Source organism: uncultured Veillonella sp. (assembly GCF_900545205.1).
Taxonomy (GTDB): domain Bacteria; phylum Bacillota; class Negativicutes; order Veillonellales; family Veillonellaceae; genus Veillonella.
In genome coordinates, this window is the sequence record NZ_UQYC01000084.1 from 1 (window position 1) to 6,884 (window position 6,884).

At 38.5% G+C, this 6,884-nt stretch carries 9 protein-coding genes and 1 other annotated feature; all 9 genes read left to right on the plus strand.

What is annotated here, in order from left to right:
* Positions 1-170 precede the first annotated feature (170 nt).
* Positions 171-431 carry an IreB family regulatory phosphoprotein gene (locus QZR70_RS07935; protein WP_009351224.1) on the plus strand — a complete coding sequence of 87 codons (261 nt, stop codon included), beginning with the start codon at positions 171-173 and terminating at the stop codon, positions 429-431.
* Positions 431-850, plus strand: coding sequence for a Holliday junction resolvase RuvX (gene ruvX / locus QZR70_RS07940; RefSeq protein WP_105085864.1), 420 nt, complete (start codon positions 431-433; stop codon positions 848-850). The genes QZR70_RS07935 and ruvX overlap by 1 nt, the downstream gene beginning before the upstream one ends.
* A gap of 26 nt (positions 851-876) precedes the next feature.
* A complete protein-coding gene (locus tag QZR70_RS07945) occupies positions 877-1,173 on the plus strand; it encodes a DUF1292 domain-containing protein (RefSeq protein WP_105085863.1) in 297 nt (98 codons plus the stop codon).
* Positions 1,174-1,343: 170 nt separating this feature from the next.
* A complete protein-coding gene (gene mltG / locus QZR70_RS07950) occupies positions 1,344-2,750 on the plus strand; it encodes an endolytic transglycosylase MltG (RefSeq protein WP_295794339.1) in 1,407 nt (468 codons plus the stop codon).
* A 23-nt stretch (positions 2,751-2,773) separates the two neighbouring features.
* Positions 2,774-3,382 carry an O-methyltransferase gene (locus QZR70_RS07955; RefSeq protein ID WP_024066665.1) on the plus strand — a complete coding sequence of 203 codons (609 nt, stop codon included), beginning with the start codon at positions 2,774-2,776 and terminating at the stop codon, positions 3,380-3,382.
* Positions 3,382-4,623, plus strand: coding sequence for a U32 family peptidase (locus QZR70_RS07960; RefSeq protein WP_295794341.1), 1,242 nt, complete (start codon positions 3,382-3,384; stop codon positions 4,621-4,623). Before QZR70_RS07955 ends, QZR70_RS07960 begins: the two co-directional genes overlap by 1 nt.
* Positions 4,624-4,737: 114 nt before the next feature.
* Positions 4,738-5,013 carry a DUF4911 domain-containing protein gene (locus tag QZR70_RS07965; protein ID WP_295794343.1) on the plus strand — a complete coding sequence of 92 codons (276 nt, stop codon included), beginning with the start codon at positions 4,738-4,740 and terminating at the stop codon, positions 5,011-5,013.
* Between the two features lie 116 nt (positions 5,014-5,129).
* Positions 5,130-6,119, plus strand: a complete 990-nt coding sequence (locus QZR70_RS07970) for a hypothetical protein (RefSeq protein ID WP_295794344.1) — start codon at positions 5,130-5,132, stop codon at positions 6,117-6,119.
* A gap of 302 nt (positions 6,120-6,421) precedes the next feature.
* Positions 6,422-6,654 (plus strand) — a binding site (T-box leader).
* A gap of 74 nt (positions 6,655-6,728) precedes the next feature.
* Positions 6,729-6,884: TGS domain-containing protein (locus tag QZR70_RS07975; protein ID WP_295794345.1), on the plus strand; the 156-nt coding region annotated here is incomplete at its 3' end.

The window sequence follows — 6,884 nt, forward strand, 5'->3', positions numbered from 1 at the left end:
ATCTATGTTACAATAGGCATATAATTTTATAATTATACTTGTATCTGTTATAGAAAAATCTTATAATGCATAAAAAGTTACTGACTTTGTAGCTTTAATTCAAGTATAATAGGAGGCGAGGTTTCACTTTTACAGTGAACCCTGCCAATGTAATAAAAAGGAGGGATACGATGAAGGTTTCTGATGAAACTATGTTATTCCGTAAAGTAGACGATGAACCGATGACAGCTGAAGAGGTTCTTACTCGTGTTTATCAATCTATTCAAGAAAAAGGTTACAATCCAATCAATCAAATCTTAGGGTATCTTATTTCTGGGGATCCAGCGTACATTACAAGCTATAATAATGCACGTTCTGATATCCGTCGTTTAGAGCGGGATGACTTGATTGAGGAATTGTTGAAAGAATACGCAAAGGCAAAACAACTATAATGAGAATTATGTCATTAGATGTGGGCAGCCGTACTATCGGTATTGCCTGTAGTGATGCACTGCTCATGACCGCACAAGGTATTGAAACCATTCGTAGAACATCTCTTGAAAAAGACTTTAACCGCTTGCAAGAACTCATTACTGAATATGAAGTACATGAACTTGTAGTAGGTATGCCGAAAAATATGAATGGTACAAAAGGTGAACGGGCTGAAAAGACCGAAGAATTTGTTGAAAAGATGAAGGAAGTCATCGATTTACCTGTTACATATTGGGATGAGCGGTTATCTACCGTTATGGCTGAACGCCAACTCATTGCAGCTGACGTGAGTCGTAAAAAACGTAAGTCCGTTATTGATAAAATGGCAGCGGTTGTAATTTTGCAAGGATATTTAGATCGCTTGCAGTTTAATAAATAAGTATTTTTTCTTAAGGAGGGTTTCCGATGGTTGACCAAAATTTTGAAGGCGAAGTATATTACTTGGAATTCGAAGATGAAAATGGTAACAAACAGTACTTCACAGAGGACATTATTTTAAGTCATGAAGGCCAAGAATATGCTGTTCTTGTACATGTACAAGATGAAGAGGCTGACCATGAAGGTCAAGATGATACATACATGATCTTGGCTCGCATCGAAAAAAATGAAGAAGGCGTAGAAGAATACGTACCTTTAGATGAAGATGATGAAAACTTTGAAACTCTAGTAAAATTGTATGAAGAAATGGAAGATGGCGAATAGTCGTATTCTTTATAAATATAGCGTGTTGTCTTTGGGCAATACGCTATTTTTATTTGCTATTTATTAAGGGGCCTATAATATGATAATGTCCTTTTATATAGGGGAAATATGGACTTTATGGTATAATAAGATGATAAATACTGTTATGTTACAGAAAGGAACTCAACGTCGTGAGAAAAGCCTTAAGATATATTTTAATCCTTATTATTGTAGGCGTATTAATCATCGCCGGTGGTTTGGGAGCGATTTATTTAGTGCCAAACACCTTTGCTCAAGATGATGGTACACAAGTACTTGTCATCGAAAAAGGGCAGACTGGCACTGAAATTGCAGACATGCTCTATGAACGAGGTCTTATTCGTTCCACACAAGGCTTTAAGCTTTGGTTATATTTGAGCGGCACCAATGATAAACTTCAAACTGGTCACTACCAAATTCCTAACAAGGTAACTGTGCGCGAACTCATTTCTTTATTACAAGAAGGTCATGTAGAATCTATTCGTGTTACAATTCCTGAAGGATACACAGTTGGTGATATTGCTATCGTTCTTGAAAAAAATCAAATTATGAAGGCAAAGGATTTCTTAGCAGAAGCAAAGACCTTTGTACCATATCCATATATGAAAGGAACAAGACCTGCTACATATCCGGTAGAGGGCTTCTTATTCCCAAGTACTTATGAAATTCCAGTAGGTGCAACGCCACGTGAAGTGATTCAAATGATGGCTGATGAAATGAATCGTTACCTCACACCGGCTGTGAAGAAACAAATTCAAGCTCAACACATGAGTATTCATGACTTTGTAACATTGGCATCCATTGTTGAACGTGAATCTTTATTTGATGCAGATCGTCCAACAATTGCAGGGGTATTTAAAAAACGGTTAGCCCATGGTATTCCATTGCAATCTGATGCGACAATTTCCTATGTACTTGGTTATGCAAAAGAAGATGTAACTATTGGTGATACGCAATTACAAAGTCCGTATAATACATACGTATCTAAAGGCTTGCCACCTGGTCCAATTGCGAACCCTGGTAAAAAAGCATTAGATGCAGTCTTGCATTCTGAAGATACAGATTATTTATACTTTGTAGCAGATAAAGATGGACATAACCACTTCTCTAAAACATATGAAGAACATTTAGCGGAAGTTCATAAAATCTATGGTAATGATACGGCTACATCCTCTAATACAGGGGCCGCAGTACAAGCTGGTCCTAACTATGACGTGGCTGTGGCAACGACAGAGCCTAACTACAATTACAGCTCTGAAGAAGCGGTGGAAGCAGATTCTCAATATGTTAATGTGGAACCTACGTACAAATATACACCAACAACGGTTCCAGCTGCTGAAATTCCAGCACCAACACCAGCTCCACAAGCACCAGCTCAATCTGCACCAGCAACTCAATCATCTAGTTCTAACTCTTATGTGCCAACTACAACACCTGCTCCAGAATCTATGCAAAATGTTGTACCAAGTACACAACAAGTACCTCATATTGAAGTAAAGCCAGCTGAATCTGTGGATCGTTCTACGTTGGTAGTTCCTAGTGGTAATAGCAATAAATAATGTAGGAGATTGAATCTACTTTCATGACATTAAATGATATTTTAAATGAACAGCGTATTTACGCGATGATTAATGATGTACCGATTCTACGAGAATCTGAGGTTCATCTCTTTGAAGAATTAATAGGTTTGTACCGGCCCACCTCTGTGTTAGAGGTGGGCACCGCCATTGGTTATTCAGCTTTATTGATGGCTCCGCTACTCGATAAAGAAGAAGGGCATATTACATCTATTGAATTAGATGATGTGCGTCACGAAATGGCGAAATATTATATTAACCAATCCGATTATGCCGATAAAATTACATTACTGAAAGGTGATGCGTCTCAAGTCTTAACGGAACTCACTGGTGAATATGATCTAGTGTTTTTAGATGGGCCAAAAGGGCAATACCTAAAACAGTTAGAACTTATTTTACCTCATGTGAAAGAAGGAGGCGTTATCCTGGCGGATAATGTACTTTTTAGAGGCTATGTAAGGGGCGATAAGGAGCCGCCAAAACGGTTCAAAACTATCGTAAAACGGTTAAAAGAATACTTAACGTATGTTGAAAATAAAGAATTGTTTAACACCACCATCTATCCAATGGGTGATGGTATGAGTGTGAGTGTGTGGAAAGGGCACAACAAATAATGGCAGAACATTTTATGGAATTGCTTTGTCCAGCCGGTAATATGGACAAGCTCAAAATGGCGATTCGCTATGGTGCGGATGCCGTATATTGCGCAGGTAAACGTTTTGGCTTGCGCGCAGGTAACTCTAATTTCTCCGACGAGGAATTAAAGGAAGCTGTAGAATTTGTACATGCTCATGGTAAGAAAATCCATGTAACATGTAATATCATTCCTCACAATGAGGACTTTGAAGGCTTAGAGGATTATTTGAAATTCCTTGAAAGTATCGGTGTTGATGCTATCATCGTTGCAGACATGGGGATTTTTAGCCTTGCTAAGCGCGTGGCTCCAGGTTTAGAGCTTCACGTAAGTACACAAGCTTCCACTACAAACTGGCACACAGTTCAAATGTGGAAAGAACTTGGTGCTACACGTGTTGTAGCAGCTCGTGAAGTGTCATTGGCGGACCTTAAAGAAATGAAGGACAATGTAGATATCGAAATCGAATCCTTCGTACATGGCTCCATGTGTATTTCTTACTCTGGTCGTTGTCTATTGTCTAACTACATGACAGGCAACCGTGATGCGAACCGCGGTCAATGTTCTCAATCTTGCCGTTGGAAATATTCCCTTGTTGAATCTAACCGACCTGGTGAATATTATCCAATTGAAGAAGATGAACATGGCACATATATCTTTAACTCTAAAGACTTGTGCTTGATTCACCGCATTCCTGATTTATACGAAGCTGGTATTGATAGCCTTAAAATTGAAGGTCGTATGAAATCCGTTCACTATTGTGCAACAGTAGCAAAGGTATACCGTACAGCTATCGATACATATCTTAAAGAAGGTAAAGACTGGTATGTTCGTCCAGAATGGATTGCAGAATTAGAAAAGATTTCTCACCGTCCATATACAGATGGTTTTGCAGAAGGCCGTCCTGATGAAACAGCTCAAAACTATGGTAAATCTACTAATACACAAAGCCATGACTTCATCGGTTTAGTTATGGGCTACAACGAAGAAGAAAAATACGTTGATCTTGAACAACGTAATAACTTCAAGGTAGGGGATAAAGTAGAATTCTGCCAACCTAAAGGTGAACTCGTTGAAACTGTAATTGAAAAAATGACAGACGAAGATGGTAATCCAATCGACGTAGCGCCTCATGCGCAAATGAAAGTGCGTATCTACATGGATACACCACTTGAGCCGTATTCTATGATGCGCCGTGAGTGCAAACCTAAAGAGGATTAATAGTTCAACTATACTAATATAAAAGATCTTACATTTGATGAGTAGTTACATTAACAATGGTGTTTAGCTTATAAAAGTAAGCCATATATGAAGCATCTTTGAAGGAGGATATTTATGAGCGGTACAGCTTTAGAACCGAGTAAATCTATCGGTGCATTTCCAGATGTACCAGACTTACCGACCTCCGGAGAGGAAGCGTATGTGTACTTTCATATAGATCCTACACATACGAATTTTATCAATCGCATCATTGAAGGCTATGAATACTTAGGTGTTATGACCTCTGTAGATACAAGTGGGCGTTGCATGTTGCGCTGTACACCCTCTACGCGATCATTGGCTATTGATGTATTACGTAGTTTATCTAATTATGTCACTATCGAAAATTAAGTATATTGTGGGTTTTATCTATATCTAGTGTGCATCTATGTAAATCTGTTACAGCATCTTATAGGGCATACAACTAGAACCAAGTATATGAACAGTAGAGAAATGAGAGTATATCTATGAAACAATCTATTTTGAAACGTGCATTATTAACAGCTTGCCTTGGTGTATCCATGGCAGGTGTGGCTATGGCCGGTCCTGTAGGTCCAGTGATCATTCCTCAAGCAGGGGATGTTGTAGTAATCAACCATGGCCCTGATATGACTTTCACAGGCAATATCAATTTCGATGTGGAAAGCCAAACTAATAATAATCTACAAATTGGCTCCACTGTGATTCCTAATGTTGTATACGGTGCGGCGTTCAATAAATCTGGTGCGCCTGACACAATTATCCCAGCTCAAACTTACGTATATGTAGGTACAAAAGATGGGGCGAATGCTTTCACAGAAGCTAGCGACGCCGACAAAAAAGGGGCTAACTGGAATGTAGAAACGTTGAAAAAAACTAAATCTGGCGATGTGCAACTAGCGAGCCGTGGTATTCCTGAAAAGCCCTTAGCAAACCAAGTAGCAACTATTAAAGATTCCATTATGCTTAGCGCTGTAGACCTCAGTACAACAGAGGTAGGCCGTAATAGCAAGGGCGTTCTATACATGACTGTACCTAAGGAATTGAAATTGACTGCTGATACTGGTATTCCGGAAGACGTAAGGGAAACAATGCCAGCGATGTTCCGTGGCAAAATGGGTGACTCCCTCATGGTAAACCTCATGCCTCTAAATGAAGAGGAGAAACAACAATTAGCAGTGAACCCGCATAATGCAAATACAATCGTATTCAACCGTGGTATGAGCATGGCTAAAATGATCGGTTCCTCTGCCCGTACAAGTAAAGTGTACACATACATGAAGGACCATTACTTGAACCTCGTTATTGTAGCGAAAGATTACGACGACAACGGTGCTCGTGGCAGCGGTGTTATGATGGTTTCTAAACAAGATAACTCTAATGATGTGCTTTTAACACTCTACAAAGGCCCAGACCTTTCCAATAGCAAGTTGGAAAAAGTAATTGGCACTATGTTATCTACAAACTTCAAACGCTAATTTATAAATAACGTATGTCATATGTGCTGTATGGAATACATCAGCATACAACATACTATAAAGTAGACATCATATTATAACGAAAACATCAAATTATAACGAAGACAACGTATAGTATAAAACGGCTCGAGTGTATTCTCGGGTCGTTTTTATCTAAATCTAACTTTATATAAATCTAATTCTATCTAAATATAATTATATATATATATATATATATATATGAAGAATATAATTTATAGATTTTGTGAAATTTACAGTTACACTGTATTGAATTTTTTGATTCTCTATGATACTATAATCTAGTAAAAGTGATGCAAAGGACATGATTCTTTTATCCCTGTGTACCAGAGAGAGGCAGATGCTGGAAATGCCTTACACATATATTAGAGTTACCCCCTTTAAACTGATTTGTCGAACCTAAGTAGGCAAATACGGCCGCCACCGTTATCGGGCTTAATGAAGTGAATTAACTATACACATATATTCGTATAGGTAGTTAACTAGGGTGGAACCGCGAATGATCTTCGTCCCTTGTTTTGTAGGGATAGAGGGTCTTTTTTTATTACAAAAATCCAGTCTATCCTAGATAATAAATTGGAGGAAAGAAAAATGGCAGATGTAAAAATCATTTTACCTGATGGTAGTGCAAAGGAATACGCTGCTGGCACTACTCTTGGGGAAGCAGTAAAACAACTATCTAACAGCTTGGCTAAAAAAGTACTAGCTGCTAATGTAAATGGCGAATTAACAGACCTTCGCGAAGAA